A 26,554-nucleotide genomic window follows, 5' to 3' on the forward strand; every position below is an offset into this window, starting at 1 on the left:
AAGCCCTTTCTGATTTTCCCCGCCGTTCATCCAGCCGCTTTTTACTGCGGCAGACTCCGACGCCTTGCCCTCTGCCGAGACGTCACGGATGACCCACGCTTCCCACATTGCCTCTATCGAACATGAGCTGGATGGCTTTCATCAGAGCCTGGTGACTTATCGCCAGCAGATGGGCGCCTGGTATTCGCGGGCGCTGGATTCGGTGAGCCATGCGGCAGATATGCCGTCGTTGCTGGGGATGGATCGGGTGTTGCGCGTCGGTGACGCGCAGACAACCGTGAGCATAAGCGACCCGAACTTTATCGGCAGTGTTGCCGTGTGCCAGTTGGGCGGCGAGCTGAAGATAGAGAGCACATTCGACTCGGTGTATGACGTGCCGATTGGCGACATTCCAGTCGAAGTGATCGGGTTGGATGACGGCAGTTCCACGCGGGTCATGCTGGATGAGCACGGCAAGGGCTCACACCACTGCGCCGCTGGCGGGCGCTATCAGGTGCGGGTACAGGGCGGTGTTTCCCAGGAGCAGGTGGATGCGTTGTTCGCCTCCTACGCCGGGCTGATGGCGGACCTGGAGCGGTGGCTCCGCGAACAGTGGCAAGGCTTCAAGCCGCATTGGCAGCAGTCCACGGCCAGTGCGATTGGCAGCGGCGTACTGGCGGGCAGTTGGGCCGCGATCCGGGACGTGTGGGACAGCATCAAGCTGGTGCAGGCGATGCTTGAAGACCCGTTGAAGTACGTCGAACAGCTGGGGGCTGAAGCGACCAAGCTCGCACAAATCGCCACCGATGCGCCCAAGGTCATGGCACAGGCGATGTTGCTCGCGAGTGATGAGGCGGCGCTGTTCCTGCTGGTGCGCACGGCGATGATCTGGTTGGACGCATTGCCGCCCAGTGAGATTGCGCAAGTGGCCGCTGGGTTTGTGGTGTCGCTGCTGATTGACCTGGTGATTGGCGCGGTGCTGACCATCGCATTGCCGGCGGCGGCTGTGGCGTATTTGAGCCTGCGGCTGGCCAGGTATGGCGCACAGATTGTTAAGGCGGCTGTAGGTTTTGTTCAGAGCGTGCTGGCGATTCTGACGAAGTTCATGCAGGCGGTGGATCGCTACAAAGCGGTAGCGGTTCGCGGCGTGGTCGGCGGGGTGAAGCAAGGCACGCTGCAGATGCGCTGGCGGGCGCGGCAGAACGCGGTGCTTAAGCAAAAAGAGCCTGTGGATGATGTGCCTGCTGTATCGACGAATCCGAAGGGCGATGCGGCGGCCTCTTCGGATAAGACCGTCACCAACGGCTGCCCGGTGTCGATGGTTACCGGGGAGGAACTGTTGACGCTGACCGATGGCACGTTGGATGGGATTTTGCCGTTTGAGTGGGCACGGTTGTATCGCACCAGTGCGGTGGAAGTGGATGTCGGGTTGGGGTTTGGCTGGAGCCATGCGTTGGCGCAGCGGCTTTGTGTGTCGGGCGATTCGGTGGTGTGGACGGATCATGAGAACCGGTCGATCACTCTGCCCTTGCCCACGGTTGCTCGACCTGCAATCACCAATAGCTTGGCCGAAGCGGCGATCTATCTGGGGGATTCGCCGGATGAATTGGTGCTGGCGCAGGCGTCACGGTTTTATCACTTTCGCGATGGCGCATTGGTCTCGATCAGCGATGCGTATGACAACCGGCTGCGTATTGCTCGGGATTTTTCCGGGCGTATCGAGCGAGTGGATAACGGTGTCGGGCGTTCGCTGTTCCTGCGCTATGCATTTGGCCGCATCGTCGCGGTGGACTATCAGGTCCAGCGCGCCAAGGAGCATGAGCCTTACGAATGGATCACCGAGCAGAACGTTGTTTCCTACGCCTATGACGACCTGGGACGGTTGGTTTCGGCGACCAATTCGGCAGGCGAAAGCGAGGTTTATCGCTACGACGAGCAGCACGTCATTGTGGAGCGTGGACTGGCCGGTGGGGCGAGTTTCTTCTGGGCGTGGGAACGGGCCGGCAAGGCGGCGAGATGCATCCGGCATTGGGCCAGTTTCTCGCAGATGGACACGCGCTATGCCTGGGGGGATGACGGCCGCGTCACGGTGCACAACGCCGATGGCAGCCAGGAAGTGTATGTCCACGATGACCGCGCACGCCTGGTGCAACGTATCGATCCCGATGGCGCGCAGCACTTCAAATCCTACGACGAAAAAGGCCGGCTGACAGTCGAGCAGGACCCGCTGGGGGCGGTGACGGCGTATCAGTACGACGAAGCCGGACGCTTGGTGGCGTTGTTTCCTGGGGATGATGAGCCAACAACCTACGAGCATGACAACGGTTTCGTACGGGTGGTGCGCCGGGGTGAGGCGGTTTGGAAGTACGAGCGCAATGACCAGGGCGATGTCGTTCGTAAGATCGATCCCGATGGGCATGTCACGGATTACAGCTACAACAAATACGGACAACTGACCGGGGTTTGGTACCCGGATCACAGCTGCCATCGGCTGGTGTGGAATAAACGCGGGCAACTCATTGAGGAGCAACTGCCCAATGGCGGGATCAAGCGCTATCGCTATGACGACCTGGGCCGCGAGGTGGCGCGCGAGGATGAGTTCGGCGCGCTGACCCAATATCAGTGGGACGGTGTCGGTCGGTTAGTCCGCATCGTTTTACCGGGCGGTGCCACACGCGAATACAGCTACAACCCCTACGGAAAAATCACCGCCGAACGCGACGAACTCGGCCACGTCACCCGCTACGACTACGCCGACGGCCTGCACCTGATCAGCCACCGCCTCAACGCCGATGGCACTCAGGTCAACTACCGCTACGACAACGCCCGATTGCTGCTGACCGAGATCGAAAACGAAGTCGGCGAAACCTACCAACTCGACTACCACCCCAACGGCCTGATCCGGCAGGAAACCGGCTTCGACGGCCAACGCACCGCGTACACCTACGACCTCAATGGCCACCTGCAGGAAAAGACCGAACACGGCGACGACGGCAGTCAGCGCATTACCCGTTATGCGCGCGACCACGCCGGTCGCCTCGTACGAAAAACCCTGCCCGACGGCAACAAGGTCGATTACACCTACGACCGCCAAGGCAATCTCCTCAGCGTCGACGACGGCCACTGGGCGTTGGCCTACGAGTACGACCGCCAAAACCGCCTCACCGCCGAACACCAGGGCTGGGGCACCCTGCGCTACGGCTACGACGCCTGTGGCCAGCTCAAACATTTGCGCCTGCCGGACAACAACCGCGTGGAGTTCAACTACGACAAGGGCGGGCATCTCGCCACCGTCGAACTCAACGGCAAACCGCTGACCTCACACCTGTTCAGCAAAGGCCGCGAATATCAGCGCCAACAAGGCCAACTGCTCAGCCACTACCACTACGACGACCAGCAGCGCCTGCACGCCCACGCCGTCACCCATCAGACCCATCCGCTCTACCAGCGCCAATACGACTACGACCAAGCCGGCAACCTCACCCGCCTGCTCGACACCCGCAAAGGCGAACACCACTACCGCTACGACCCGCTGCAACGCCTGACCCGCGCCGACCATTCCCACGACGTACAGGAACGTTTCGCCCACAACCCGGCCGGCAACCTGCTGATGCAAAACCGCCCCGGCCCCGACATCGTCGCCGGCAACCGCCTGATGATTCAGGGCGACCGCCACTACACCTACGACGCCTTCGGCAACCTGATCCAGGAACGGCGTGGCAAGGGCCGGCAACTCGTCACGGAATACCGCTACGACTGCCAGCATCGGCTGATCGGCATCACCCAACCCAACGGCCAAACCGCCAGCTACCGCTACGACCCGTTTGGGCGGCGCATCAGCAAAACCGTGGACGGCATAACGACGGAGTTTTTCTGGCAAGGCGACAAGCTGATTGCCGAACACCAGGCCGACCGCCATCGCAGTTACCTCTACGAACCCGACAGCTTTCGGCCGTTGGCACTTTTAGAAGGCTTCGGTCCCAAAAAGACAAAACCCTACCACTACCAACTCGACCACCTCGGTACACCCCAGGAACTCACCACCCCCGAGGGCGATATCGTCTGGTCCGCCCACTACCGCGCCTACGGCGAAATCGCCCGCCTCGACGTAGGCAAACTCGACAACCCGCTGCGCTTCCAGGGCCAATACTTCGACAAAGAAAGCGGCCTGCACTACAACCGCCATCGCTACTACAATCCGGATATTGGTCGTTACCTCACACCGGACCCCGTGAAGTTGGCGGGGGGAATCAACTCCTACCAGTACGCTCCAAACCCTACAGGATGGGTAGATCCGTTAGGCTTAAACACCTGCCCCGGGGGAGACGGTTGTAAGCCAGAGGTAACTGCTAATGAACCGGCCAAAACTGTAAAAGCTGATGAAGGAGATGCTGTATTACCAAAAACAGGAGGAGCTGAGCGATCAGCTAAATACTCAGCGAATTGGAAAACAGCTAACCTGAATGAAAACATTGTCAAATTTGCCGGCACCGATCCAACTGTAACCACAACAGACAAAGGCAAAAAAATACACAAGAACCCTCTCAATGGAGTTGAAGTTGTAGAGGACATCAATGGAAACTACTTTAGAATCTACGACCCATCATTGCCGGGATCGAGACGATACTTAAGCCTTGAAGGCGTCGTGCCCAACAACAAGACATCTCCTTCAGGAAAGCAAATGGGCAGAACACAAAGTGAATACAATGAAGCAACCCATTTCAATAAGGAACTAAAACAATGAAGATGATTTGTGTCCCACTTACGCTAGAGGCTATGAGGTTATTGGACATAAATGATTGCCCGGACTCTCTGCTTGAAATCATTCACCTCACCGATGAAGATTATAAAAAACTACTGATCTCTGGCGCAGTGGAAACTATAAATAACACCCTGGGAAAAATAATTGACGACTACGAAGACGAGACTATCAACACCAATGAGGACCTCATCAAGGCGCTAGCGATATTTAAAGACCACCTGACGCCTGAAAACTCATCAGTAATGAAAAAATTGATCCACCTGAACACAATCGCAATCAAGAGCCACACAGGGCTATTTTTCTTCTTTTAGCTTAATACAGGTACTTGGTAAATGGTCATTTACAACCATTTCTGCATAGCGCAACTAAAATATTTAGTTTGATAAGCTAATCACTCGCTACTCCAGCTTTTTTTCGAAGTGAGATCAACTGACAATTTTTCTTTATCCAACATATATCTGAGCAGAACGTCACCTACGGGCTTGGTATAGAGACACACTTATTCGACTTTGACGTCGGGACGCATCATGGATGACTGCTCCTGAAAAATCGGAGAGTCCAGCATCCGTCATTAGATTTCGGCCTAGAAGGTGGACGTTATGGCGTGCTTACGAACACACCCACCACCAGCCTAGACCCTGAGCCAAATCCGCAGCACAATCGGCTCACCAAATGAGCCGAATAACCTCTTTATTCGGCTCACGCACCCCAGGCATTCCACCATGGCTCATCCGCACTGGATCTGGCAACACGCCGACTGGCCTCACTTCCACTGGCAACCCGGTCGCCTCGCGGCGTTGCTGCGCGAGTGCGGACAAGCCCAGGGCAAGTTGCTGGGCATGCTCGGCTCCGTCAGCCAGCCAGTCAGCGCACAGAATGAACTGGATGCGCTGCTGCAAAATATCCTGACGTCCTCGGCGATTGAGGGTGAACAGTTGAATGTCGGCTCGGTGCGCTCGTCCCTGGCAAGGCGGATGGGCCTGGAAGCGATGGAAGACGGTCAGGTAAGCCGCCGCAGCGAAGGCCTCGCCGAGTTGATGATGGATGCCACTCAACAATTCACCCAGCCGTTTACCCTCGCCCGCCTATTGAACTGGCATCACTTATTGTTCCCGGCCCCGGAAGCGGGCTATGCCGCTCGAGCGCTCAATATTGGATCCTTGAGGGGAGATGAGCCAATGCAAGTCGTGTCGCGCACTTCTGGTTTGTCACACTGCACCCCTTCGATGACGGCAATGGTCGCCTGACACGCGCTAGCACGGATTTGGCACTGGCCCAGGGTGAACACCAGGCCATCCGTTTCTATGCTATGTCAGCCAGCATCCTCGAAGACCGCACCGGCTACTACAGCGCGCTGGAATCCAGCCAGAAGGCCTCCCTGGATATCACTGCCTGGCTGGAGTGGTTCCTTAAAACCCTGTTACGCAGCGTGCAGCAGGCCATGGCGCGGATTGACCGGGTGCTGGAACAGAGTCGGTTCTGGCAGCAGCACCGCGACGTCCCTTTGTCGGCTGAACAGATCAAGGTCCTCAATCGACTGCTCGACGGTGGTGAGAACGGCTTCGAACACGGCATCGGCGCGGCGCAGTACCAGGCGGTCGCAAAGGTCTCCAAGGCGACAGCGACGCGACACCTGGCGGACCTGCTGGAAAAAAACTGCCTGGTCCGCCTCCCAGGAGGCGGCCGCAGCACGCGTTATCAGGCCAATACAGCAGGCGAGTGACACCCCGCTCATTTGCCCAGAATCCCCATGTCTGCTAGTGTCGCGCCGGTTTACCGTCTACCGGAATAGCCGCCATGGCCCGCAAAAAAGTTGCACTCGATTTCGAACAATCCCTCGCCGACCTGCAAGCCCTGGTCGAGCGTCTGGAGAACGGCGAGTTGTCGCTGGAGGACTCGCTGACGGCGTTTGAGCAAGGCATCGGCCTGACCCGTGACTGCCAGAGCGCGTTGGCGCAGGCGGAGCAGAAGGTGCAGGTGTTGCTGGAGCGTGACGGGGAGTTGGCCGAAGAACCTTTCGACGCGGAACAGCCGGAATGATCGACGCGTATCAGGCCAGTAGCCAAGCCCGGGTGAATGCGGCGCTGGAGCCCTTGTTTGTTGCGCCAAGCCCGGAAATGAATCGCCTCTATGAAGCCATGCGCTACAGCGTGATGAATGGCGGCAAGCGCGTGCGCCCGTTGCTGGCGTATGCGGCCTGCGAGGCGCTGGGCGCGCCGGCCGAACAGGCTAATGGCGCGGCGTGCGCGGTGGAGTTGATCCACGCGTACTCACTGGTACACGACGATTTGCCGGCAATGGACGACGACGATCTGCGTCGCGGCCAGCCCACCACCCATAAAGCCTTCGATGAAGCCTACGCGATCCTCGCCGGCGATGGTCTGCAGAGCCTGGCGTTCAGCGCATTGCTGGACCCGCGCTTGAGCAGCGTCAACGCCGAGATCCGCCTGCGCATGGTCACCACTCTGGCGCAGGCTGCGGGCCCGGCCGGTATGGTCGGCGGGCAGGCAATCGACATGGGCTCGGTCAGCCTCAAGCTGGACCAGCAAGCCCTTGAACACATGCATCGCCACAAGACCGGCGCGCTGATCGAAGCCGCCGTGCAGTTGGGCGCGCTGGCCAGTGGTCAGGCGCAGCCTGCGCAATTGGCGGCGTTACAGACCTATTCCCAGGCGATTGGCCTGGCGTTCCAGGTGCAGGACGACATTCTCGACGTAGAAAGTGACACCGCCACGCTGGGCAAACGCCAGGGCGCCGATATCGCACGGGACAAGCCGACCTATCCTGCGCTGCTCGGGCTCGAAGCCGCCAAGGCCTACGCCCTGGAACTGCGCGACCAGGCCCTGGCCGCCCTGCGACCTTTCGACGCGGCGGCCGAGCCATTGCGCGACCTGGCGCGGTATATCGTCGAACGTCGCCACTGATCGGCACGGCCATCATGGCCGCCTATCGGCCAAGTTCGGCGCTCTGCGTGGGCAGTTTGCGATGCTTGAGGTAAACTGCCGCCTCTTCTATACCTATAACGATTCGCCTGATGCCCACGACGTTCCAAGAGATTCCCCGCAAGCGCCCGTCCACGCCCCTGCTCGACCGTGCTGCCACGCCGGACGGCCTGCGTCGTCTGGGTGAAGCCGAGCTGGAAACCCTGGCCGATGAATTGCGCCTGGAATTGCTCTACACGGTCGGCCAGACCGGTGGGCATTTCGGTGCCGGCCTGGGCGTCATCGAGCTGACTATCGCCCTGCATTACGTGTTCGACACCCCGGACGACCGGCTGGTGTGGGACGTGGGCCATCAGGCGTACCCGCACAAGATCCTGACCGGTCGCCGCGAGCGCATGAGCACGCTGCGCCAGAAGGACGGTGTTGCCGCTTTCCCACGTCGCTCCGAGAGCGAGTACGACACCTTTGGCGTCGGCCACTCCAGCACGTCCATCAGTGCAGCACTGGGCATGGCGATTGCCGCCCGCCTGCAAAACAGTGATCGCAAGGCGATTGCAGTGATCGGCGATGGCGCACTCACCGCCGGCATGGCGTTCGAAGCGCTGAACCACGCGCCGGAAGTGGACGCCAATATGCTGGTGATCCTCAACGACAACGACATGTCGATCTCGCGCAATGTCGGCGGCCTGTCCAACTACCTGGCCAAGATCCTGTCGAGCCGCACCTACGCCAGCATGCGAGAAGGCAGCAAAAAGGTACTCTCGCGTCTGCCCGGCGCGTGGGAAATTGCCCGACGCACCGAAGAATACGCCAAGGGCATGCTGGTGCCCGGCACCTTGTTCGAGGAGCTGGGCTGGAACTACATCGGCCCCATCGACGGCCACGACCTGCCGACGCTGATCGCCACGCTGCGCAATATGCGTGACCTCAAGGGCCCGCAGTTCCTGCATATCGTCACCAAGAAAGGCAAAGGCTTCGCCCCGGCGGAAGTCGACCCGATCGGTTATCACGCAATCACCAAGCTCGAACCGCTGGACGCTCCCGCCGCCGCGCCGAAAAAGCCCAGCGGGCCGAAGTATTCCGGGGTGTTCGGCGAGTGGCTGTGCGACATGGCCGCCGCCGACTCGCGCCTGGTGGGCATTACCCCGGCGATGAAGGAAGGCTCTGATCTGGTGGCGTTCAGCGAGCGGTTCCCGCTGCGCTACTTCGACGTGGCGATTGCCGAGCAACACGCGGTGACGTTCGCCGCCGGCATGGCCTGCGAAGGCGCCAAACCGGTGGTTGCGATCTACTCCACGTTCCTGCAACGCGGTTACGACCAACTGGTGCATGACGTCGCGGTGCAGAACCTCGACGTGCTGTTCGCCATCGATCGCGCGGGCCTGGTGGGAGAAGACGGCCCGACGCATGCCGGCAGTTTCGATTTGTCCTACCTGCGCTGCATCCCCGGCATGCTGGTGATGACCCCGAGCGACGAAAACGAATTGCGCAAGATGCTCAGCACCGGCCACCTTTACAACGGCCCGGCCGCGGTGCGTTACCCGCGCGGCAACGGCCCGAACGCAGTGATCGAAAAAGACCTTGAACCCATCGAGATCGGCAAGGGTATCGTGCGTCGCCAGGGCAACCGGGTTGCGTTCCTGGTATTCGGCGTGCAATTGGCCGAAGCCTTGAAAGTCGCCGAGAAGATCGATGCCACGGTGGTCGACATGCGCTTCGTCAAACCCCTGGATGAAGCCCTGGTGCGCGAGATCGCCGGCAGCCATGAGTTGCTGGTCACAGTTGAAGAAAACGCCATCATGGGTGGCGCCGGTGCAGCGGTCAGTGAGTACCTGGCGCGGGAAAATATCCTCAAGTCGGTGCTGCACCTGGGCTTGCCGGATGTGTACGTCGAACATGCCAAGCCGGCGCAGATGCTGGCTGAGTGCGGGCTGGACGAGGCAGGGATTGAAGCCTCTGTGCGCAACCGCATGGCACTGCTGGGTCTGTAAAAACCTGGAACAACATGTGGGAGGGGCTTGCCCCCGATAGCGGTGGATCAGTTACCGATACTGAGTCTGACCCCCTGTAATCGGAGGCAAGCCTTCTCCCACATTTGGCTTGTGCCCTCCTCCACGCCATGGACAGCTCATGAAACACCTGTACCTTGCCTTGCTGCTCCAGCCCTCCCCGCAATTGCTCGCCGACACCCGCGACGAGGCCCTTAAGCTCCCCGACGTGGTCATCAGTGCCAACCGCCAGGTGCAGGCGCGCAATGACAGCAGCGCCGCCAACACGGTGTTCACCCGCGACGATATCGACCGCCTGCAACCGACCAGCCTCTCCGACCTGCTCAGCCGTGTGCCTGGCGTGCAAGTGGCGCCCACCGGCGGGCGCGGTAGCTTGCCGGGGATTTACCTGCGCGGCACCAAGTCCGCCCAAAGCCTGGTGCTGGTGGACGGCCAGCGCATCGCCAATACCACCTCCGGCGACAGCGGCCTGCAATACCTCAATGTCGATCAAATCGAGCGCGTGGAAGTGCTGCGCGGTTCGCGCTCAGTCATGTATGGCAGCGATGCGATAGGCGGGGTGATCCAGGTCTTCACCCGGCGCAACGCCGAGCAAGGCTTGCAGCCGCGTCTTAAGCTGGAGTTCGGCAACCGCCGGACCTGGCAGCGCAGCCTCGGTCTGGCAGGCGGGGACGAACACACGCGGTTCAACCTGGGAGCGAGCCTGGATGAAACCGCCGGCATCAACTCGACCCGTGCGTCTTTTCCCAGTGACGGCGACCACGATGCCTACCGCAACCAGTCGCTCAGCCTCAATCTCAGCCATTCGTTCAGCGATGCGCTGGAGGCTGGTTTCAACCTGCTCGATAACCGTGGCAAATCGGAGTACGACAACAGCTTCGGCCGCTACGACGTCGCCAGTGGTCAGACGCTGGGGCAAAAGCCTTACACCGATTACACCGTCAGCAGCGCCAGCGGCTACCTGGATGCCACGCTCAATGCGCATTGGCAGTCACGCCTGGAACTGGGCCACAGCGAAAACCGCGACACCAAGCGCGACACCCTCAGCGACGACTTCAGCGTGTTCAACACCTACCGCGACTCGATCAACTGGCAGAACGACCTGACCCTGGACGAACACAACAGCCTGATCCTCGGCGGCGATTGGTACGAGGATCGCTTCCATGGCTCCACCGCGTTCAGCGAAAACAGCCGCTGGAACCGCGCGGCGTTTGTGCAGCATCGCTTTCACAGTGAATGGTTCTCCACGGAACTAGGCCTGCGCCGCGACCAGAATCAGCAGTTTGGTGCGCAGAACAGTTGGAGTGGCACGCTGACTTTGCCCATCAACCCCGACAATGATGTGCTGCTGAGCTACAGCGAAGGTTTTCGCGCGCCGACCTTCAACGACCTGTATTACCCCGACACACACTACAGCAACCCCAGTCTGCAGCCCGAAACCTCCAAGAGCTACGAGTTGCAGTGGCGCAGCCAGCTCAGTGACAGCACACGCCTGGAAGCCTCGCTGTACCGCACGGACTTGAGCGACGCGATCATCCTCGACAGCACGGGCAAGCCGCAGAACGTGGCGTCGGCGCGCATCAACGGCATGGAAGCGGCGCTCAAGCAGGAACTGTTCGGCTGGCAGGGCAGCCTGGGGCTGTCGATCATCGATCCGCGCGACCGTAGCACCGGCTATACCTTGGCCCGTCGCGCACGGCGCACGCTGAGCCTGGACCTGGACCGGCAATTCGATCAATTTGGCGTGGGCGCCAGCTGGCAGGCTATCAGCAGCAGTTATGACGATGCCGACAACACTCAACGCTTGGGCGGCTATGCGTTGCTTGGGCTGCGTGGCAGCTGGGCGATCAATCGGCAAGTGGCGCTGTCGCTGAAGGTCGATAACCTGTTGGACCGGTCTTACGTGCGGGCGCGGTACAGCTATGACGATCCGGCGTTCATGAATAACCAGGATTATCGCGAGGAAGGCCGGACGTGGCTGTTCGGCGTGACCTGGACCCCGGAGACCTGACGCGCCTGCGCAACGGTGTCACAGGTCCGGCGCAATCACCCGACACAATCGCCCCAGCGCCTCCAGCATCTGCCCGCTGGGCCGTTCCAGGCCCTTATCGGGCACCTGCCGCACGCGCTCGGCCATGGTTGGCCAGGCTTTCCACGCGTCCATCTGCGCTTGATCGCTGACCAGAATCATCTCGGGATTGCGCTGCAACACCGACTCGATGCTGACTTGCGGCGCCGGCAGGTTCAGATCGTCGAACACATTGCGCGCACCGCAGACCGTCAACGCATCGCTGATGATCTGCCCGCCGCCCACGGTGTACAGCGGCGAATTCCACACCTGGTAAAACACCCGTAGGGGTTCGGCACGCCGATAGCGCCGGCGCAATTCGGTCAGGCGCTGGCGCAACTGCGCGGCCAGTTGCTGCCCGGCGTCGGCACGTCCCAGCCGCGCGGCGATGGCTTGGACCTGGACGGTAAGTTGTTCAAGGTTGTGGGGCTCGGCGATATACACCGGGATATTCAAACGCTGCAATTGCTCGCGCTGGGCCGGGCCGACGCTGCCCGGCCACAGCAGGATCAGGTCCGGTTTGAGGCTCAGCAGGCGCTCCATATCCAACTGACCATAGCGACCGACCGAAGGTACCTGCGCCAATGCCACCGGGCGCTCGCCACCGTCGAGCACGCCCACCAGCAAGTCGGCGGCGCCCAGTTCCATCACGATTTCCGACAGCGACGGCGCCAGGCTGACCACCCGCTCGGCCGCCAGGACCTGGGCGCTCAGCGCCAGCAGCAGAAGCGCCAGCCAGCGGCGCATCATCCCAACTGACGCGGGATGCGGTAGAGGTAAAACAGCACCATCGTCGACAGCGCCAACAGAAACAACGGCACCGCCTCCAGGCCGACAAACACTGCCAGTGCACCCACCCACGCGGGGAGCGCGGCCACCAGCAACGCCGTGCGGCGACGGGCCGCCAGGGTGATCCAGGCGGCGGGTTCTTCGGCGGTGTCGAGGGCTTTGGAGGTGGCGATCAACGCGTGTTTATAGCCATTGAAGTAGCGCAGGCTGAGGAACATCGAGGCCACACCGGCGATAAAGAACGGCATGGCCAACACCGGCAGCAGGGACTCAGCCTGGCCAAACACCAGGTTGACCACAAACAGGGGCAGCAGCGCCAGGGCCAGATACTGCCACCAGTTGACGGACAGCCGACGCTTGACCTGGCCCCGGGTCACGCGCGGTCGACCTCGCCCTGGTGTTCGTTGCCCATCATGTGGTCGAGCTTGCTGGCCTTGGTCGCCAGGTAGAGTTTGTTGTGCGGGTTATGCCCGGTGTGCAGCGGCACGCGCTCGGCCACGGTAATGCCCATGTCGGCCAAGGCTTTGACCTTGCGCGGGTTGTTGGTCATCAGGCGCAGGGATTTCACGCCCAGGTGCTCAAGCATCGGCAGGCAGATCGCATAATCGCGCTGATCGGCCGCGAAACCCAGGCGCTCGTTGGCTTCCACGGTATCGGCGCCGCCATCCTGCAGTTCGTAGGCGCGGATTTTGTTCAGCAGGCCAATGCCACGGCCTTCCTGACGCAGATACAGCAGTACGCCACGGCCTTCCCGGGCGATTGCCTGCAGCGCGGCTTCAAGCTGCGAGCCGCAGTCGCAGCGCTGGCTGAACAACGCATCGCCGGTCAGGCACTCAGAGTGCAGGCGGCCGAGCACGGGTTCGCCATCGGCGATGTCGCCCAGGCTGAGCACAACGTGCTCGCGCCCGGTGGCTTCTTCAAGAAAGCCGCTCATGGTGAACGTGGCAAAAGGGGTAGGCAGCTTGGAAGCGGCGACGAAAACGACGGGCACCGGGTGCTCCTGATTTCAGATTTTACAGAGGCGGCATTGTAACAGCAGGTTCCTACAGACGCTTAAGCTGAATGTTCGCTGATAAAGATCAATCGGTTCGATTGGCCTTCCACTCGGTTCTATGCAGGTCAGAACGGATACGGCTGTTTCCAGTGTTGAAAAATCGGCTTGAGTTCGCCGCTCTTCACCAGCGCATCCATACGCCGATCAAACACTGCCCGCAGGTCCCGCCCCCGCTCGTTGTCGGCAAAACCCACGTAGAGCGGCAGCTGGGTCAGGTGCGTAAGCCGAAAGGTGGCCGGGTCCTGCGCCTGACTCAGGACTTCGCGGGCTTCGGTGAGCGCATCAATGTAGAAATCAGCCCGGCCGTACTGAAGCATCGGCAGGATGCCGTCACGCCGATGTATCTGGTTGAAACGTCGCACATTCGGCAAGTATGCCTCGTATTTGTAGCCATGCACCCAGGCCAGGCGATAACGCCCCAGCATGGCCAGGCTCGGTGCGGGCGAGGTCGCCAGGCCGAGGGCGTAGATGGGGTCTGAATCGTAATGCCAGCGCGGGTACAGCACGCCGGTGACCTCGTCGCGGTAAGAACCGACCCAGCCATCCACCTCGCCGCGCTGGGCCAGGCCAACCGCTCGGGTGTAGGGTTCGGTGCGGGGCTGTACTTGCAAACCCGCCGGCTCGAATACCTTGCGCATCACATCCCACGCCAGGCCGCTGCCATCGGCGTTGGTGTAGCCGTCCCAGGCCTCACTGGCCAGCGTGACCTTGGAGGGCACCACCGGAGCGTCCTGCGCCTGCAACAACGTCGCAGCAGTGCACAGCAGTGTCAGCAGCCAGCGGCGTACATCCATCGGGACGACCTCCTACAGAGCCATGCATCAGGGATTACGCTATTGAGGGTAGCGCAGGACGCCGCTTCAGGGCGTCTCACGAAAATGCTGGTAACCGCGGACGGCTGGTGTGATGTCCTGGCCGCCGGCATCAAGCAGCGTCACGCCCTGCCCTGCCTCCACCCGGCCGATTACATGAATCGGCCAGCCACCGGCCAGCAACGGCGCCAGCTCGGCGGGTGGCAGGGTGAAGGCCAGCACGTAGTCGTCGCCCCCACTCAGGGCGGCCACCCGCGCCTGCTCGTCCCCCACGAACGCCAGCAACGCCTTGGACAAAGGCAGCGCCTGGCGCTCAATCAGCAGGCTGACAGCCGAAGCCTTGGCGATATGCCCACAATCGGCCAACAACCCGTCGGAGATATCCATCGCAGCCGTGGCCTTACCGCGCAGCGCCAACCCCAGGGCCAGTTGCGGTTGTGGTGACCAGTAATGGGCCAGCAGCGGCTCGGCAACGCCAGCATCGGCGCTGCGTTGGCCCAGCACCAGCGGCAAAGCGCCAGCGGCGTTGCCCAGTTCGCCGCCCACACATAACAGGTCTCCTGGCTGCGCGCCGCTGCGGGTCAGGGCCTGCCCCGCCGGCACACGGCCAAACACCGTGAGGGTCAGGCTCAGTGGCCCGCGCGTGGTGTCGCCGCCTACCAGGCCCACACCGCAGTGTTGCGCCATGGCGTTCAAACCCTGGGCATAGCGTTGCAGCCAATCGGCATCGACGGTCGGAGTGGTGAGTGCAAGGGTAAAGGCGAGCGGGTGGGCGCCCATGGCGGCCAGGTCGCTCACCGCCACGGCCAGCGAGCGCTGGCCGAGCAGGAATGGATCGCAGGGGTCGGCAAAATGCACGCCGGCCACCAGAGTATCGGTGGAGATCGCCAGTTGCTCCCCAGGGGGCAGCGCCAGCAAGGCGCAGTCGTCGCCGATCCCCAGGGCTATGCCTTCACCGCCCTGCGCACAAGGCGCGGCGGCGAAGTAGGTGCGGATCAGCTCAAACTCGCCCATCGAGAACTCAAGCGCGGATCAGCGCTTGTGTTCCTTCACTTCGGCTTCGCGCAGGCGCGGGGCCAATTTGTCGAGCACGCCGTTGACGAACTTGTGACCGTCGGTCGAACCATAGACTTTCGCCAACTCGATACCTTCGTTGATCACCACGCGGTACGGCACATCGACGCGCTTGAGCAGTTCCCAGGTGGACAGGCGCATCACGCACAGTTCAACCGGGTCCAGTTCCTCGATCGTCAGGTCCAGGCAAGGTGCGAGGGCCGTGTCGATCTCGGTCAGGTTGGCGTGAACGCCGTGCAGGATGTCGTGGAAGTAACTCTGATCGGCGAAGGTAAAGTCGTTATCGACGCGAAACTGCGCTTCGATTTCGTTCAGCGCAGCGCCTGCCAGGTGACGCTGATACAGCGCCTGGGTCGCGAGTTGACGCGCCTTGCGACGCTTCTCGCTCTTGGACGGCTTGCCGGCATCCGCAGGGCGTGGGTCCTGAGGGTTGAACTGATCGCTCTCGTCGGAAATCACTTGGCCTCCAACTGCGACAGCAGGCTGACCATTTCCAGGGCGGACAGGGCCGCTTCGGCGCCTTTGTTACCGGCCTTGGTGCCGGAGCGCTCGATGGCTTGTTCGATGGAGTCCACGGTCAGCACGCCGAACGCAACCGGCACGCCGAACTCCATGGACACCTGGGCCAGGCCCTTGGTGCATTCGCCGGCCACGTATTCGAAGTGCGGCGTGCCGCCCCGAATGACCGCGCCCAGGGCGATGATGGCGGCGTATTCGGCCTGTTGGGCGACTTTTTGCGCAACCAGCGGAATCTCGAAGGCGCCAGGGGCGCGGATGATCGTGATATCGCTCTCGCTCACACCGTGGCGAACCAGGGCGTCCACGGCACCGCTTACCAGGCTTTCAACCACGAAGCTGTTGAAGCGGCCAACCACCAGGGCATAGCGGCCTTTGGGGGCGATGAAGGTACCTTCGATGGTCTTCAGGGTCATTCGACAAATCTCTTAAAGAGCCGGGACGCGAAATGTGCGTCCCTCAGTGATGATTTAACCGCGAACAAGGGGCAGAAATCGCCGGCCTTTATTCGGAGGGCACGTATTCTACAACTTCCAGATCGAAACCGGATATCGCATTAAATTTCATCGGTGCGCTCATCAAGCGCATTTTGCGCACACCCAGGTCACGCAGGATCTGCGAACCGGCACCGACGATGCTGTAGGTGGTCGGCGTTTTCACCTGGGTGTGCTCGGCGGTTTCGCGGATATGCGCGAGCAGGACGTCGCCATCCACCGGGTTGCCCAACAACAGCACCACGCCACTGCCGGCCTCGGAAACCGCGGCCATGGCGGCGCGCAGGCTCCAGCGGCCGGGTTGCTTGACCATCAACAGGTCGCGCAGCGGGTCCATGTTGTGCACGCGCACCAGGGTCGGCTCTTCAGCGCAAATGGTGCCCAGGGTCAGGGCCATATGCACGTCGCCTTCCACCGAATCACGGTAGGTCACCAGGTTGAATTGGCCCAGTTCGCTGTCCAGCGGCTGCTCGGCAATCCGCTGAACGGTACGTTCGTGGATCATTCGATAGTGAATCAGGTCGGCGATGGTGCCGATCTTGAGGTTGTGCTCGGCGGCAAATGCTTCGAGTTCGACACGACGGGCCATGGTGCCGTCGTCGTTCATCACTTCGCAGATCACACCGCTGGGCTCGAACCCGGCCATGCGCGCCAGGTCGCAGGCGGCTTCGGTGTGACCGGCGCGGGCCAGGGTGCCGCCGGGCTGGGCCATCAACGGGAAGATGTGGCCGGGGCTGACGATATCTTCAGCCTTGGCGTCCTTGGCGGCGGCGGCCTGCACCGTGCGCGCACGGTCGGCGGCGGAGATGCCGGTGGTGACGCCGGTGGTGGCCTCAATGGATACGGTGAACTTGGTGCCGAAACCCGAGCCGTTGCGCGGCGCCATCAACGGCAGCTTGAGCAGTTCGCAGCGCTCGCGGCTCATAGGCATGCAGATCAGGCCGCGAGCGTGCTTGGCCATGAAATTGATGTGCTCGGCCTTGCAGGCCTCGGCAGCCATGATGATGTCGCCTTCGTTCTCGCGGTCTTCGTCATCCATCAGGATGACCATCTTGCCTTGGCGGATGTCTTCAACCAGTTCTTCGATGCTATTGAGCGCCACGCGGCACCCCCTTGGTCAGGATTTCAGGTAGCCGTTAGCGGCCAGAAAACTTTCAGTGATATTCCCGGCAGTCGGCTCTGCGGCCTTTTCGCCCAGCAACAGGCGCTCCAGGTAACGGGCAAGCAAGTCCACTTCCAGATTCACCCGGCGGCCCGGCTGGTACGCGGCCATGATGGTTTCGCTCAGGGTGTGCGGGATGATGGTCAACGCGAATTCTGCGCCATTGACGGCGTTCACGGTCAGGCTGGTGCCGTCGACGGTGATCGAGCCTTTGTGCGCGATGTACTTGGCCAATTCTTTTGGCGCGCGGATGCGAAATTCCACCGCCCGCGCGTTTTCGCTGCGCGATACCACTTCGCCAACGCCGTCGACGTGGCCGCTGACCAGGTGGCCGCCCAGGCGGGTGGTCGGCGTGAGGGCTTTTTCCAGGTTGACCGGGCTGCCGGCCTTGAGGTCGCTCATCGCCGTGCAGTCCAGGGTTTCCCGGCTGACGTCGGCGGCAAAGCCGTTGCCCGGCAACTCGATGACGGTCAGGCACACGCCGCTGACGGCGATGCTGTCGCCCAGCTTGACGTCGCCCAGGTCGAGCTTGCCGGTTTCAACCAGCAGCCGAACGTCGCCGCCCTTGGGGGTCATGGCGCGGATGCTGCCGATGGATTCGATAATGCCGGTGAACATGGCCTTCTCCTGGAAAACGGGGCCGCGCGATGCGCAGGCCGGAAATTATACGCTGGCTGCTGGCAGAGGGATGGCAGTGACTCGCCAGTCGTCGCCTACAGCGCGCATGTCAGTGATCTTGAGTTGGGGAGCGTCCGCCAGTTTCTCAAGCGGCCAGTCCAGCAACGGCCGAGCGGCGGAGCCGAGAAATTTACCGGCGACGAATATCACGTATTCGTCCACCAGGCCCTGCTGCGCAAAAGCGCCCGCCAGGCTTGGCCCGGCCTCCACCAGTATCTCGTTGACGCCACGGGCGGCCAGGGCCACCAGAGCCGAACGCAGGTCGACCTGGCCGTCGACGCCCGGCACTACGAGGCATTCGGGTCCACGCGGGAACTGGTTTTCCGGCGTCACACAGGTGATGACCAGTGCCGGCCCGGCCTTGAAGAACGGTGCGTTCAGCGGTACCCGCAGGCGGCCGTCGATCAGCACGCGCAGCGGCGGGCGAGACATCGCCAGGGCGGTGGTGGCCGCGTCCAGGCCGAGCTCGGCGGCACGCACGGTCAGGCGTGCGCCATCGGCCAGTACAGTGTCGGCACCGGTCAACACCACGCTGGCTTCGGCGCGCAGCCGTTGCACGGCGGCGCGCGCGGCGGGGCCGGTGATCCACTGGCTTTCGCCGCTGGCCATTGCGGTGCGACCGTCCAGACTCATCGCCAGCTTGACGCGCACAAAAGGCAGGCCTTGCTCCATACGCTTTAGAAAGCCCGGGTTCAGCGCTCGCGCCTGGCTTTCCAGCACGCCGCTGCGCACCTCGATCCCGGCTTGAGCCAGACGCTGCATGCCGCGCCCGGCGACTTCCGGATTGGGGTCCTGCATCCCGGCCACCACCCGCGCCACGCCAGCACTCACCAGCGCATCGGCGCATGGCGGTGTGCGGCCATGGTGGCTGCAAGGTTCGAGGGTCACGTACACCGTGGCGCCGCGCGCTTTATCGCCGGCGGCGCGCAGGGCATTGGGCTCGGCGTGGGGCTCGCCGGTGCGCTCATGCCAGCCTTCGCCGACGATCTGCCCATCGCGCACAATCACGCAGCCGACCCGAGGGTTGGGATGGGTGGTGTACACGCCCTTGCGCGCAAGCTCCAGGGCACGGGCCATGTAGTGGGCGTCAAGCACGGCCTGTTCAGCGGAAGGTGGGTTCATTGTTTGGCCGGCTCACGGGCCAGGCGGTCGATCTCTTCGCGGAACTCGTTGAGATCCTGGAAGCGTCGATACACCGAGGCGAAACGGATATAGGCGACTTCGTCGAGTTTTTGCAGCTCGCCCATCACCAACTCGCCCACGACCAGGCTCTTGACCTCGCGCTCGCCGGTCGCTCGCAACTTGTGCTTGATATGCGCCAGGGCTGCTTCCAGCCGCTCGACACTCACCGGGCGTTTTTCCAGGGCGCGCTGCATACCGGCGCGCAGTTTTTCTTCGTCGAAGGGCTGGCGGCTGCCGTCGGACTTGATCAGCCGTGGCAACACCAGTTCGGCGGTTTCGAAGGTGGTGAAACGTTCACCGCAGCCGGAGGCCAGGCATTCGCGCCGGCGACGTACTTGATCGCCCTCGGCGACCAGTCGCGAGTCGATGACCTTGGTGTCGTTGGCACCGCAGAAGGGACAGTGCATGGTGGCAGGCAACAAAAAATGGGAGGGCCATGGTAGCGCATCCCCATGGCAAGACAAGCCATAGCCTTTACGGTATATAGGCTGACAATTATGTTTCTTCTCTTTTAAGCCACGGATTTTGTCCCTTCTGGAGCCGTACATGCAGTTACGACCCGTTGTTTTGCTCGCTTTGTTCAGTGTTCTGGTCGCCTGCAGCAGCGAAGCCCCCAAGCCGAGCGCGCCCCAGCCGGCGCCCGCGCAGGAGAAAAAAGTCCCCGGAATCGAAGACCTCGGTCCACTGCCGGCCTATCAGCGTGAAATCAACGGCAGCCTGACCAATGTGCCTGCCGGGGCCGAAGTCGAAATGGCCCTGCTGGTGATCGACGACCGCTCGCGCCCGCAGCAACTGCTCGCCAGCAGTGTGTTGACCGGCAACGGCAAGCCATTGGCCTTTCGCCTGCGGTTCAACCCCGAGGCTTTCCCGGCCGGCGCGCGGGTTGAGCTGCGCGGTCGTGCCAGCCAGTCCGGCCAGTTGATCCTGCACCTGCCCGCCGTGCGCATTACTCAGGCGATCACACAGACCACCGGCCCCCTGCAACTCGTCAAGGCACCATGACGCCACCGCTGGACCTGCAACGCGCCCTGAGCGATCTGATCGGCGACGCACACCTGGTGCCCTGCGCGCTGCCGGGCACCGACCTGTCGTTATGGCTGCTGGACGCGGACAACATGGACCGCGCCTTCAGCCAGGAGGAAACCCGGCGCATCCTGCATGAACCGCCCTACTGGAGTTTCTGCTGGGCCAGCGGCCTGGCGCTGGCGCGGTATCTGGCGGCAAACCCGGAATGGGCGAAAGGCAAGCGCGTGCTGGATTTCGGCGCCGGCTCCGGTGTGGCCGGTATTGCGGCGGTTAAAGCGGGTGCGCTGGAAGTGGTGGCCTGCGACCTGGACCCGCTGGCATTAGCGTCCTGCCGGGCGAACGCCGAACTCAACGGTGTGAAACTGAGTTACTCGGCGGACTTTTTCGCCGAAGCCGACCGCTTCGACCTGATCCTGGTCGCCGACGTGCTCTACGACCGCGCCAACCTGCCGCTGCTGGATCACTTCCTCAGCCGTGGACGCGAAGCACTGGTGGCGGACTCCCGCGTGCGGGACTTCCAACACCCCGCCTATCGACGCCTGGACATACTGGATGCCCTGACCCTGCCGGACCTGGCCGAGCCGTGGGAGTTTCGCAAGGTGAGCCTGTACCATTCGCGGCGCCAGCCCTTATAGTTGCCCCTATTCCCGCTTTCTTCGAGACGCCCCATGAGTGAGCCCACCCCATATATCTTCGACGCCACCACTGCCACCTTCGACCAGGCGGTAATCGAAAACTCATTCCACAAACCTGTACTCGTAGATTTCTGGGCCGAGTGGTGCGCGCCGTGCAAGGCGTTGATGCCGATGCTGGCGCAGATTGCCGAGAGTTATCAGGGTGAGTTGCTGCTTGCCAAGGTCGATTGCGAGGCCGAGCAGGACATCGTTGCGCGGTTTGGCATTCAAAGCCTGCCGACGGTGGTGCTGTTCAAGGACGGTCAGCCGGTGGACGGGTTCGCCGGGGCACAGCCGGAGTCGGCGGTGCGGGCGATGCTTGAGCCGCATGTGCAGATGCCTGCGCCGAAGGCGGCTGATCCATTGGTGCAGGCCCAGGCGTTATTCGCAGAAGGCCGTATCAGTGACGCCGAAGCCCTATTGGTCGCGCTGCTGGGCGAGGACAACACTAACGCCGCCGCACTGATTCTGTACGCGCGCTGCCTGGCTGAACGCGGTGAGTTGGGTGAAGCCCAGGCCGTGCTCGATGCCGTGAAAAGCGACGACCACAAAGCCGCTCTCGCCGGGGCCAAGGCGCAGATCACCTTCCTGCGCCAGGCCGCCGAGCTGCCGGACGCCGCCGACTTGAAAAGCCGGCTGGCGCAAAACCCGCAGGACGACGAAGCGGCCTATCAGCTGGCTATCCAGCAACTGGCGCGCCAGCAGTACGATGCGGCACTGGACGGTCTGCTCAAATTATTCGTCCGCAACCGCAGCTACAACGAAGGCCTGCCGCACAAGACCTTGCTGCAGGTGTTCGAACTGCTGGGCAATGATCACCCGCTGGTCACCGTGTACCGCCGCAAGTTGTTCGCTGCGCTGTACTAATCGCCGAGCCAACGGTACAGCGGCGTATCCCCGCCGCTGACCACCTTGACCTTGGCGCTGTGGCGCAGGCGCACCAGCAGGCGTTTGCCCACTGCCGCATCGCCGGCCAAGCCTTCCAGTTGATCGAGCAATTCCAGGCCGCTGAGTTGGCCGGCATTGCGTAACAGGTCCTGGGCGCTCTGCCATAGATCATCACCGGGTTTCGCCGCCGCAGCCGGGCCAGCGCTCGCCGGGGCTACTGGCGCGGCCTGAAATTGCGCGCCCAGGCGTGCCCAATCGCCGTCGTCCATCTCTACAGTCAAATCCACCGGCAGGTCGCCGATGGTTCCACGAATTCGCAACATCGCCCCTACTCCCGCAGTTTTTCCGACCGGCATGCTCCCATGTGGCTTGCACAACGCCAAGCGGGCGGGCAAACTCTCGACACATTGTTATAAGATTACATAACAAAACTTTCATCTCCGAGAGCTTTTCCATGCGCCGTCTGTTGCTTGCCTTGCCGTTTGCCCTGCTGCCACTGGCTGTCGCCCAGGCGCATGATGACCATGATCACGAACACGGCAGCCTCGGCGCCCACGAACACGGTGTTGCTCGCCTTAACGCCGTGCTTGATGGTCAGACGCTGGAGCTTGAGCTGGACAGCCCGGCGATGAACCTGGTGGGATTCGAGCACGTGGCCAGCAGCGCCGCCGACAAAGCCAAGGTCGCCGCCGCGCGCGAGCAACTGGAAAACCCTGTCGCCCTGTTCAACCTGCCCAAGGCCGCCGGTTGCAAGGTCAGCTCCCAGGAACTCAACAGCCCGCTGTTCGGTGACAAGCCCGAAACCGATCATGACGACGATGATGACGCCACCGACGGCAAAGGCGCAGCCGCCCATGAGCACCATCACGACCACAGCGAGATCCACGCTCACTATCAATTCACCTGCGCCACACCGACCGCCCTGGGCAATCTGGACCTGACCCAAGTGTTCAAGACCTTCCCCGCCACCCAGAAAATCCAGGTACAACTGATCGGCCCGAGCGGCCAGCAGGGCGTCGACGCGACGGCCACCGCAGCCACCCTGAAGTTCTGAGTGCCCATGACCCAGCCATTGATCGAACTGTCCGACCTGGGCTTTAACTGGCCCGGTCATCCTCAACTGCTGGATATCCCCGCCTTCCGCCTGGAGCGCGGGGAAACCCTGTTTCTCAAAGGCCCCAGCGGCAGCGGTAAGACCACCCTGTTAGGGTTGCTCGGCGGCGTGCAGAAACCCGGTCGCGGCAGCATTCGCCTGCTCGGCCAGGAACTTACCGCGCTGTCGGCGGGCGCGCGCGATCGGTTCCGTGTCGACCACACCGGCTACATTTTCCAGCAGTTCAACCTGCTGCCGTTTCTGTCGGTGCGCGAGAACGTCGAGTTGCCCTGCCACTTTTCCAGGCTGCGTGCGCAACGCGCGGTCCAGCGTCACGGCAGCGTCGACCAGGCGGCCGCCACTCTGCTCGCGCACCTGGGCCTGAAGGACAAAGACCTGCTGGCGCGTCGTGCCGATTCGCTGTCCATCGGCCAGCAGCAACGGGTGGCCGCCGCCCGTGCGTTGATCGGCCAACCGGAACTGGTGATTGCCGACGAACCCACCTCGGCCCTGGATTACGACGCCCGCGAAGCCTTCATCCAATTGCTGTTCGCCGAGTGCCGCGACGCGGGTGCCAGCCTGTTGTTTGTCAGCCACGACCAGAGCCTGGCGCCGCTGTTCGACCGTCATCTTTCGCTGGCCGAGCTCAATCGCGCCGCCACGCCCGCAGAGGTTTGAGATGTATCTGTTTCGTCTAGCCATGGCCAGCCTGGCTAACCGCCGCTTTACCGCGATCCTCACCGCCTTCGCCATCGCCCTGTCGGTGTGCCTGTTGCTGGCGGTGGAGCGCGTACGCGTTGAGGCACGCAACAGTTTCGCCAGCACCATCAGCGGCACCGACCTGATCGTCGGCGCGCGCTCCGGTTCGGTCAATCTGCTGCTGTACTCGGTGTTCCGCATCGGCAACGCCACCAACAACATTCGTCGGGACAGCTACGAGCACTTCGCCGCCAACCCTCAGGTGAAATGGGCCATCCCGATTTCACTCGGGGACTCCCACCGCGGCTATCGCGTGATGGGCACCAACCAATCCTACTTCGAGCACTACCAGTACGGCCGCAAGCAAAACCTCGAACTGGCCAGCGGCCGTGCCTTCGCCAGCGACCCGTTCGAAGTGGTGCTCGGTGCGGAAGTGGCGGATGCGCTGCACTACAAACTCGGCGACAAACTGGTGCTGGCCCATGGCGTAGCGGTGGTCAGCCTGGTCAAGCACGATGACAAACCCTTCACCGTGGTCGGTATTCTCAAGCGCACCGGTACGCCGGTGGACCGTACGCTGCATATCAGCCTTGGTGGCATGGAAGCGATTCACATCGACTGGCACAACGGCGTTCCCGCTCAAGGCAAAGGCCGGATCAGCGCGGACCAGGCGCGCAACATGGACCTCACGCCGCAAGCCATCACGGCCTTCATGCTGGGCCTGAACAACAAGATTTCCACCTTCGCGCTGCAGCGGCAGATCAATGAGTTTCGTGGCGAACCGATGCTGGCGATTCTGCCGGGCGTGGCGTTGCAGGAGCTGTGGAGCATGATGGGCACCGCTGAAAAAGCGCTGTTCGTGATCTCGCTGTTCGTGGTGCTGACCGGTTTGATCGGCATGCTCACGGCGATCCTCACCAGCCTCAACGAACGCCGTCGCGAAATGGCGATTTTGCGTTCGGTGGGCGCGCGGCCCTGGCATATCGCGACGCTGCTGATCTTCGAAGCGTTTGCATTGGCACTGTCCGGGGTGATCGCCGGCGTCGGCCTGCTGTACGTATGCATCGCCGCCTCGCGGGGTTACCTGCAGGCCAACTATGGCCTGGACCTGCCGATGTCATGGCCGAGCGAATATGAATGGACCCTGCTCGCCGGTATCCTGGCCGCCGCGCTGTTGATGGGCAGCGTGCCCGCGTGGCGCGCCTATCGACAATCCCTGGCCGACGGCCTGTCCATACGTTTATGAGGAAGGTTTCGATGCGCCGTGTCCTGTTTGCCCTGTTGCTGGTGGTGGCCGCGCCGACCTGGGCCGATGAGCAACCCAGGGATCTGTCCTGGCAGGAAATGATTCCGCCGGATGCGCCGCCTGAAGTGCCCAATATGAAACCGCTGCACGACCTGTCGAACATGGCCGATGCCTTGTCCGTCGAGGCGGCGCCGGCGGCCAAGCAGGATTTGCCCAACGCCCCGGTGGTCAAGGGCCTCGACGGCCAGCATATTCGCCTGCCCGGTTATATCGTGCCGCTGGAAGTGAGCGAGGAAGGCCGTACCACCGAGTTCCTGCTGGTGCCGTATTTCGGCGCGTGTATCCATGTGCCGCCGCCGCCGTCGAACCAGATCGTGCATGTCAAAAGCGAAGTCGGCGTGAAGCTCGACGAGCTGTACCAGCCGTACTGGATCGAGGGGGCGATGCAGGTCAAGCCCTCCACCAACGAACTGGCCGACGCCGGTTACCAGATGGATGCCGAAAAGATTTATATGTACGAGCTGCAGGAATAACGCTTATCGCCCTTTCATTGAGCTGAGTCAAAAGACCGAACGGAACGATCTTTACCATTGGACCTACAACTTTTAAACGTCCTTTGGAGCTCCCATGAACAAGTCTCTGCTCGGCGCGTCCCTCTTCGCGCTCGCCCTCGTCGCCCCTGCCGCCCATGCTCACGAAGCGGGCGACATTCTGGTTCGCGCCGGTGCAATCACCGTGAACCCGAAGGCCGACAGTGGCAGCGTCAAGGTTGATCAAGGCCCACTGGCCGGCGCCAACCTGGGTGGCAAGGCGACCATGAGCAGCGATACCCAGTTGGGCTTGAACTTCGCTTACATGCTCACCGACCACGTCGGGATCGAACTGCTGGCGGCCACGCCGTTCGAGCACGATGTGAAGATCAAGAACACCGCGCTCGGTGCCGCCAATGGCAAGCTCGGTACTCTCAAACATCTGCCACCGACCTTGAGCGTCGTGTACTACCCGCTGGATAACAAGTCCGCCTTCCAGCCCTACGTGGGTGCCGGTATCAACTACACCTGGATCTATGACGAACACGTCGGCAGCCGTGCCGAGGGCGCAGGCTTCAGCAACTTCAAGGCGGAAAACTCCTGGGGCTGGGCGGCGCAGATCGGCGCTGACTACATGATCAACGACAAGTGGATGATCAACGCCCAGGCGCGCTACATCGACATCAGTACCAAGGCCACCGTGGACAACAACGCATTGGCCGCCGGCACTCGCGCCAAGGTCAATGTGGACGTGGACCCAATGGTCTACATGGTGGGTATCGGCTACAAGTTCTAAGCCGATGTAACCAACACTGCGTCACCAATATGAGAGGGGGCTTGCCCCCGATAGCAGAGTGTCAGTCACCGGTTCATTGAC

General features: G+C 62.1%; 26 protein-coding genes and 1 pseudogene. 15 read left to right on the forward strand and 12 right to left on the reverse strand.

The window, feature by feature from the left end; translation table 11 throughout:
- The first annotated feature begins 88 nt into the window (after window positions 1-88).
- The 7 genes and pseudogenes from PSH94_RS22555 (at window position 89) to PSH94_RS22585 (ending at window position 11,703) form a co-directional block, all read left to right on the forward strand.
- Window positions 89-4,723 (forward strand): RHS repeat-associated core domain-containing protein, encoded by a 4,635-nt coding sequence (locus tag PSH94_RS22555; protein ID WP_305435844.1) that lies wholly within the window; start codon window positions 89-91, stop codon window positions 4,721-4,723.
- The gene (locus tag PSH94_RS22560; protein WP_181081343.1) at window positions 4,720-5,052 is read left to right on the forward strand and encodes a hypothetical protein; all 333 of its coding nucleotides are present in this window, start codon (window positions 4,720-4,722) and stop codon (window positions 5,050-5,052) included. The genes PSH94_RS22555 and PSH94_RS22560 overlap by 4 nt, the downstream gene beginning before the upstream one ends.
- A gap of 411 nt (window positions 5,053-5,463) precedes the next feature.
- Window positions 5,464-6,464: pseudogene (locus tag PSH94_RS22565) on the forward strand (Fic family protein).
- A gap of 74 nt (window positions 6,465-6,538) precedes the next feature.
- Window positions 6,539-6,781 carry an exodeoxyribonuclease VII small subunit gene (locus tag PSH94_RS22570; RefSeq protein WP_003194556.1) on the forward strand — a complete coding sequence of 81 codons (243 nt, stop codon included), beginning with the start codon at window positions 6,539-6,541 and terminating at the stop codon, window positions 6,779-6,781.
- Window positions 6,778-7,665: a (2E,6E)-farnesyl diphosphate synthase gene (gene ispA, locus PSH94_RS22575; protein ID WP_253509569.1), complete on the forward strand. Its 888-nt coding sequence runs from the start codon at window positions 6,778-6,780 to the stop codon at window positions 7,663-7,665. The genes PSH94_RS22570 and ispA overlap by 4 nt, the downstream gene beginning before the upstream one ends.
- A gap of 110 nt (window positions 7,666-7,775) precedes the next feature.
- Window positions 7,776-9,674, forward strand: a complete 1,899-nt coding sequence (dxs, locus tag PSH94_RS22580; RefSeq protein ID WP_253509570.1) for a 1-deoxy-D-xylulose-5-phosphate synthase — start codon at window positions 7,776-7,778, stop codon at window positions 9,672-9,674.
- A gap of 139 nt (window positions 9,675-9,813) precedes the next feature.
- Window positions 9,814-11,703 (forward strand): TonB-dependent receptor domain-containing protein, encoded by a 1,890-nt coding sequence (locus tag PSH94_RS22585; protein WP_305435845.1) that lies wholly within the window; start codon window positions 9,814-9,816, stop codon window positions 11,701-11,703.
- 18 nt (window positions 11,704-11,721) lie between these two features.
- On the opposite strand, the gene PSH94_RS22590 is transcribed toward PSH94_RS22585, so the two are convergent.
- From PSH94_RS22590 to nrdR, 11 genes are all read right to left on the reverse strand, one after another.
- Window positions 11,722-12,510 (reverse strand): cobalamin-binding protein, encoded by a 789-nt coding sequence (locus tag PSH94_RS22590; protein ID WP_253509572.1) that lies wholly within the window; start codon window positions 12,508-12,510, stop codon window positions 11,722-11,724.
- The gene (locus PSH94_RS22595) at window positions 12,507-12,926 is read right to left on the reverse strand and encodes an MFS transporter (protein WP_253509573.1); all 420 of its coding nucleotides are present in this window, start codon (window positions 12,924-12,926) and stop codon (window positions 12,507-12,509) included. Before PSH94_RS22595 ends, PSH94_RS22590 begins: the two co-directional genes overlap by 4 nt.
- The gene (gene ribA, locus PSH94_RS22600; protein WP_181081337.1) at window positions 12,923-13,540 is read right to left on the reverse strand and encodes a GTP cyclohydrolase II; all 618 of its coding nucleotides are present in this window, start codon (window positions 13,538-13,540) and stop codon (window positions 12,923-12,925) included. Before ribA ends, PSH94_RS22595 begins: the two co-directional genes overlap by 4 nt.
- Before the next feature lie 128 nt (window positions 13,541-13,668).
- Window positions 13,669-14,397, reverse strand: a complete 729-nt coding sequence (locus PSH94_RS22605) for an ABC transporter substrate-binding protein (RefSeq protein ID WP_305435846.1) — start codon at window positions 14,395-14,397, stop codon at window positions 13,669-13,671.
- A 66-nt stretch (window positions 14,398-14,463) separates the two neighbouring features.
- The gene (gene thiL, locus PSH94_RS22610; RefSeq protein ID WP_181081335.1) at window positions 14,464-15,429 is read right to left on the reverse strand and encodes a thiamine-phosphate kinase; all 966 of its coding nucleotides are present in this window, start codon (window positions 15,427-15,429) and stop codon (window positions 14,464-14,466) included.
- A gap of 18 nt (window positions 15,430-15,447) precedes the next feature.
- On the reverse strand, window positions 15,448-15,948 hold the full coding sequence (gene nusB, locus PSH94_RS22615) for a transcription antitermination factor NusB (RefSeq protein WP_181081334.1): 501 nt from the start codon (window positions 15,946-15,948) through the stop codon (window positions 15,448-15,450).
- Window positions 15,945-16,421 carry a 6,7-dimethyl-8-ribityllumazine synthase gene (gene ribE, locus PSH94_RS22620; protein WP_034100965.1) on the reverse strand — a complete coding sequence of 159 codons (477 nt, stop codon included), beginning with the start codon at window positions 16,419-16,421 and terminating at the stop codon, window positions 15,945-15,947. The genes nusB and ribE overlap by 4 nt, the downstream gene beginning before the upstream one ends.
- Window positions 16,422-16,509: 88 nt before the next feature.
- Window positions 16,510-17,601 (reverse strand): bifunctional 3,4-dihydroxy-2-butanone-4-phosphate synthase/GTP cyclohydrolase II, encoded by a 1,092-nt coding sequence (ribBA, locus tag PSH94_RS22625; protein WP_253509575.1) that lies wholly within the window; start codon window positions 17,599-17,601, stop codon window positions 16,510-16,512.
- A 15-nt stretch (window positions 17,602-17,616) separates the two neighbouring features.
- The gene (locus tag PSH94_RS22630; protein ID WP_181081332.1) at window positions 17,617-18,279 is read right to left on the reverse strand and encodes a riboflavin synthase; all 663 of its coding nucleotides are present in this window, start codon (window positions 18,277-18,279) and stop codon (window positions 17,617-17,619) included.
- A 45-nt stretch (window positions 18,280-18,324) separates the two neighbouring features.
- On the reverse strand, window positions 18,325-19,461 hold the full coding sequence (gene ribD, locus PSH94_RS22635) for a bifunctional diaminohydroxyphosphoribosylaminopyrimidine deaminase/5-amino-6-(5-phosphoribosylamino)uracil reductase RibD (RefSeq protein ID WP_181081331.1): 1,137 nt from the start codon (window positions 19,459-19,461) through the stop codon (window positions 18,325-18,327).
- Window positions 19,458-19,928 carry a transcriptional regulator NrdR gene (nrdR, locus tag PSH94_RS22640; RefSeq protein WP_034100969.1) on the reverse strand — a complete coding sequence of 157 codons (471 nt, stop codon included), beginning with the start codon at window positions 19,926-19,928 and terminating at the stop codon, window positions 19,458-19,460. Before nrdR ends, ribD begins: the two co-directional genes overlap by 4 nt.
- A 139-nt stretch (window positions 19,929-20,067) precedes the next feature.
- Here nrdR and PSH94_RS22645 point away from each other — a divergent pair, with 139 nt between their 5' ends.
- Genes PSH94_RS22645 through trxA form a run of 3 tightly spaced genes read left to right on the forward strand, consistent with a single transcriptional unit; the run spans window position 20,068 to window position 22,088 of the window.
- Entirely contained in the window at window positions 20,068-20,523 is a 456-nt protein-coding gene (locus PSH94_RS22645) for a YbaY family lipoprotein (protein ID WP_181081330.1), read from the forward strand.
- On the forward strand, window positions 20,520-21,182 hold the full coding sequence (locus PSH94_RS22650; protein WP_305435847.1) for a methyltransferase: 663 nt from the start codon (window positions 20,520-20,522) through the stop codon (window positions 21,180-21,182). Before PSH94_RS22645 ends, PSH94_RS22650 begins: the two co-directional genes overlap by 4 nt.
- A gap of 33 nt (window positions 21,183-21,215) precedes the next feature.
- Window positions 21,216-22,088 (forward strand): thioredoxin, encoded by an 873-nt coding sequence (gene trxA / locus PSH94_RS22655; RefSeq protein WP_266246975.1) that lies wholly within the window; start codon window positions 21,216-21,218, stop codon window positions 22,086-22,088.
- Here the strand turns inward: trxA and PSH94_RS22660 are convergent.
- Window positions 22,085-22,432, reverse strand: coding sequence for a hypothetical protein (locus PSH94_RS22660; protein ID WP_181081327.1), 348 nt, complete (start codon window positions 22,430-22,432; stop codon window positions 22,085-22,087). The two genes, trxA and PSH94_RS22660, sit on opposite strands and share 4 nt — an antisense overlap.
- A 131-nt stretch (window positions 22,433-22,563) precedes the next feature.
- Here PSH94_RS22660 and PSH94_RS22665 point away from each other — a divergent pair, with 131 nt between their 5' ends.
- From PSH94_RS22665 to PSH94_RS22685, 5 genes are all read left to right on the forward strand, one after another.
- Window positions 22,564-23,163: a DUF2796 domain-containing protein gene (locus PSH94_RS22665; RefSeq protein WP_285429343.1), complete on the forward strand. Its 600-nt coding sequence runs from the start codon at window positions 22,564-22,566 to the stop codon at window positions 23,161-23,163.
- Between the two features lie 6 nt (window positions 23,164-23,169).
- The gene (locus tag PSH94_RS22670; RefSeq protein ID WP_181081325.1) at window positions 23,170-23,880 is read left to right on the forward strand and encodes an ABC transporter ATP-binding protein; all 711 of its coding nucleotides are present in this window, start codon (window positions 23,170-23,172) and stop codon (window positions 23,878-23,880) included.
- A 1-nt stretch (window position 23,881) separates the two neighbouring features.
- Window positions 23,882-25,147, forward strand: a complete 1,266-nt coding sequence (locus PSH94_RS22675; RefSeq protein ID WP_305435848.1) for an ABC transporter permease — start codon at window positions 23,882-23,884, stop codon at window positions 25,145-25,147.
- 11 nt (window positions 25,148-25,158) lie between these two features.
- Window positions 25,159-25,680, forward strand: coding sequence for a DUF3299 domain-containing protein (locus tag PSH94_RS22680; protein WP_305435849.1), 522 nt, complete (start codon window positions 25,159-25,161; stop codon window positions 25,678-25,680).
- A gap of 94 nt (window positions 25,681-25,774) precedes the next feature.
- Entirely contained in the window at window positions 25,775-26,473 is a 699-nt protein-coding gene (locus tag PSH94_RS22685; RefSeq protein WP_181081322.1) for an OmpW family protein, read from the forward strand.
- Window positions 26,474-26,554: the final 81 nt, after the last annotated feature.

It is taken from the genome of Pseudomonas sp. FP2254 (assembly GCF_030687695.1).
Lineage (GTDB): Bacteria > Pseudomonadota > Gammaproteobacteria > Pseudomonadales > Pseudomonadaceae > Aquipseudomonas > Aquipseudomonas quebecensis.

Excerpts from the sequence above, each read along its gene's own strand:
- ribE (WP_034100965.1), bottom strand. The coding sequence starts at position 16,421 with ATGACCCTGAAGACCATCGAAGGTACCTTCATCGCCCCCAAAGGCCGC.
- PSH94_RS22650 (WP_305435847.1), top strand. The coding sequence starts at position 20,520 with ATGACGCCACCGCTGGACCTGCAACGCGCCCTGAGCGATCTGATCGGC.
- PSH94_RS22680 (WP_305435849.1), top strand. The coding sequence starts at position 25,159 with ATGCGCCGTGTCCTGTTTGCCCTGTTGCTGGTGGTGGCCGCGCCGACC.
- PSH94_RS22670 (WP_181081325.1), top strand. The coding sequence starts at position 23,170 with ATGACCCAGCCATTGATCGAACTGTCCGACCTGGGCTTTAACTGGCCC.
- PSH94_RS22675 (WP_305435848.1), top strand. The coding sequence starts at position 23,882 with ATGTATCTGTTTCGTCTAGCCATGGCCAGCCTGGCTAACCGCCGCTTT.
- PSH94_RS22560 (WP_181081343.1), top strand. The coding sequence starts at position 4,720 with ATGAAGATGATTTGTGTCCCACTTACGCTAGAGGCTATGAGGTTATTG.
- trxA (WP_266246975.1), top strand. The coding sequence starts at position 21,216 with ATGAGTGAGCCCACCCCATATATCTTCGACGCCACCACTGCCACCTTC.
- PSH94_RS22630 (WP_181081332.1), bottom strand. The coding sequence starts at position 18,279 with ATGTTCACCGGCATTATCGAATCCATCGGCAGCATCCGCGCCATGACC.
- PSH94_RS22570 (WP_003194556.1), top strand. The coding sequence starts at position 6,539 with ATGGCCCGCAAAAAAGTTGCACTCGATTTCGAACAATCCCTCGCCGAC.
- PSH94_RS22685 (WP_181081322.1), top strand. The coding sequence starts at position 25,775 with ATGAACAAGTCTCTGCTCGGCGCGTCCCTCTTCGCGCTCGCCCTCGTC.
- PSH94_RS22665 (WP_285429343.1), top strand. The coding sequence starts at position 22,564 with ATGCGCCGTCTGTTGCTTGCCTTGCCGTTTGCCCTGCTGCCACTGGCT.
- ispA (WP_253509569.1), top strand. The coding sequence starts at position 6,778 with ATGATCGACGCGTATCAGGCCAGTAGCCAAGCCCGGGTGAATGCGGCG.
- PSH94_RS22585 (WP_305435845.1), top strand. The coding sequence starts at position 9,814 with ATGAAACACCTGTACCTTGCCTTGCTGCTCCAGCCCTCCCCGCAATTG.
- PSH94_RS22605 (WP_305435846.1), bottom strand. The coding sequence starts at position 14,397 with ATGGATGTACGCCGCTGGCTGCTGACACTGCTGTGCACTGCTGCGACG.
- PSH94_RS22555 (WP_305435844.1), top strand. The coding sequence starts at position 89 with ATGACCCACGCTTCCCACATTGCCTCTATCGAACATGAGCTGGATGGC.
- PSH94_RS22590 (WP_253509572.1), bottom strand. The coding sequence starts at position 12,510 with ATGATGCGCCGCTGGCTGGCGCTTCTGCTGCTGGCGCTGAGCGCCCAG.
- ribD (WP_181081331.1), bottom strand. The coding sequence starts at position 19,461 with ATGAACCCACCTTCCGCTGAACAGGCCGTGCTTGACGCCCACTACATG.
- PSH94_RS22645 (WP_181081330.1), top strand. The coding sequence starts at position 20,068 with ATGCAGTTACGACCCGTTGTTTTGCTCGCTTTGTTCAGTGTTCTGGTC.
- dxs (WP_253509570.1), top strand. The coding sequence starts at position 7,776 with ATGCCCACGACGTTCCAAGAGATTCCCCGCAAGCGCCCGTCCACGCCC.
- nrdR (WP_034100969.1), bottom strand. The coding sequence starts at position 19,928 with ATGCACTGTCCCTTCTGCGGTGCCAACGACACCAAGGTCATCGACTCG.
- PSH94_RS22660 (WP_181081327.1), bottom strand. The coding sequence starts at position 22,432 with ATGTTGCGAATTCGTGGAACCATCGGCGACCTGCCGGTGGATTTGACT.
- thiL (WP_181081335.1), bottom strand. The coding sequence starts at position 15,429 with ATGGGCGAGTTTGAGCTGATCCGCACCTACTTCGCCGCCGCGCCTTGT.